Source organism: Mesorhizobium sp. M2A.F.Ca.ET.037.01.1.1, assembly GCF_003998075.1.
In the GTDB taxonomy this organism is placed as follows: Bacteria; Pseudomonadota; Alphaproteobacteria; order Rhizobiales; family Rhizobiaceae; genus Mesorhizobium.
Genome location: NZ_RZSA01001119.1, coordinates 1 through 1961 on the forward strand (window position 1 = coordinate 1; position 1961 = coordinate 1961).

Annotated in this window: 2 protein-coding genes and 1 pseudogene; all 3 read right to left on the reverse strand. The window is 58.1% G+C overall.

The annotated features are described in order from the left end of the window. On the reverse strand, positions 1 to 722 hold a 722-nt coding region (locus tag EOA27_RS34100), incomplete at its 3' end, for a putative addiction module antidote protein (RefSeq protein WP_127258465.1). Then, complete coding sequence (locus EOA27_RS34105) at positions 719 to 1306, reverse strand: phosphoribosyltransferase family protein (protein ID WP_127258467.1); 588 nt, start codon at positions 1304 to 1306, stop codon at positions 719 to 721. The genes EOA27_RS34100 and EOA27_RS34105, both read right to left, overlap by 4 nt. 223 nt (positions 1307 to 1529) lie before the next feature. After that, positions 1530 to 1961, reverse strand: a pseudogene (locus EOA27_RS34110) (phospholipase D-like domain-containing protein); the annotation flags it as partial.

Consider the following 1961-nt stretch of genomic DNA (forward strand, 5'->3'; position numbering starts at 1 on the left):
AGGCCGGTATCACGCGCGATCTGGCTCATTCCGCGTGCTCGCGCGATATTTCCGAGAGCTTCGACGATTGCCTTCGCATCGCCCGAGTTGAGTGCCTCGTTCATCGCCGCATGCAGTTCGGTCTCACTCTGCAGCGGGGCCAGTTCGTCCGCAGGCGCCGGTAGCGCATCAAGCAAATCTCGTTGGTCGGAAACGTCGCTCGGCTGCCATTCTTCGTCGGTCGCCCGTTCGCGAAGCCCCCGCCGAAGTTCCTCATCACCCTGGTTCAGGAACTCATCCCAGTCACCCGCCACCTTGAACGTCACTGCCCGACGGGCGGGGACGTTAAAGAGGACGGCCTTCTTTCCCGCGCGGACGAGGCGCAGCACGTTTAGCGCCGTGCCTGGACTCTTGCCGTCCCAGATCATCAAACCGAAGTCGGCTTCGCGGGCCATGACTCGGTCCTTCGCGGCATAGAACTGAAAACCCTTTGTGGACTTGTCGGTACTGATATGCTCTTCCGGCCAGTTTCCGAGATTGTTGCGGCAGCTTGCTCCGGAGCAAAAAACGGTGACGTCGGGATAAGACGTCTCCACCAAATACTTCTGAACAGCTTTGTCGGCACCGTTGGCGTCGCCGACGACGACGCGCAATCCGCTTTTCCTCACATTGTCGAGGCGCTCTTTGACCTGGCTTGGTAGCCGCGAGACGTGGCGCGAGCCTCCTACAAAAACCGTGTTCATTGATTGCTCCTCGTGCGTGTGATCGTAAACGTGTGGACGCTTGCCGCACCTCCCTGGCCCATCAACACATTCGTTATGGCATTCATTGTCGATCCGGACCGGAATAAATCATCGAACAGGAGAACGCGGCGACCGCGAACTGGATCGCCGTTCAGCGCATAAAGCCCTTCAAGCAGTTCGCGACGGCGCTGTGGATCCACTACACCCTTCAATTGTGTCGGCGGACGCGTGGTCACGATGCAATTCGCAACCGGGATGTTGAGCGCCGCTCCGATCCCGTCGGCCAACGTGATGACGGGTTGGACAGCTCTCACACCAGAGGGCGGAACTGGAACGACCACATCGAAATTCGCGGCGTTCGGCGCGATGTAGGCTACTGCCACCGCGATCAATTCCTCAGCAGCCTTGAGGTCAGAGCGATATTTCAAGCGGTAGAGTAACTCGCCGACTTCCGAGCGCGTGGTGTCGTAGACGTCATGCCCATATTCGTTCACGCCGAGATAAACGCTTCCCGTCGTATGGATGTCGAGCGCGTATCCATCCGCCCAATTGCCTTTGATCTGTCTCGGGTTAATGGCCGCCATTACGCCTATCGAAGTGCTCCTTGCGAAGCATGAATGTAAATCATAAGTTACACCCGTTCAAGGTGACCTCGTCGTCAGTTCCTGTCATCGGCACGTGGGTCCAGCCCCATAAGGTCGCTCGACACCGGAAGACCGTAACAAAACCTCTGGCAATAAACGCGGTACGGAACCGGCATTTCGCCCAAAAGGACCCCGGTCGAAGCCATTGGGTTAGACGACGAGTTCAGGTAGCGGCGCGGTCGGCCATTTGTTCCGAGCTAAGGCTGGAAGATTCCTGTTCGAGATCGGGAAAGATCCTCGTTAACTGATCGAGGGCAGCCGTGGCGATGCCTTGGGACGCAATATGCACCCCAATCTCGGCGTCGGGAAAATCCACTTCCGACGAAGCCGACGCCCAATTCATGCTGGTTACAACAAGATCGTCATTATCCCAAGCGAGGAACTTCCCATGGAGAGGAACCTTGCCTGCCTCGATCAGGCGGAACCCGTTCGCGGCCGCTTCCGCCTTTAGCTCGCGGGCATGGCGATTTCGCATCGGCTTGGAAACCATCGTGTAGAGCACACTCACCGCCATCCCAGGACGAGAGGCCGCCACCTGCCCTTGCAATAAGGCACCCGGACGGGCAGTGGATCCCAGCTTATGACATCCTAGCAC

Bases quoted from the DNA above. Each gene is read 5' to 3' on its own strand.
- EOA27_RS34105 (WP_127258467.1), bottom strand. From the start codon at position 1,306: ATGGCGGCCATTAACCCGAGACAGATCAAAGGCAATTGGGCGGATGGA.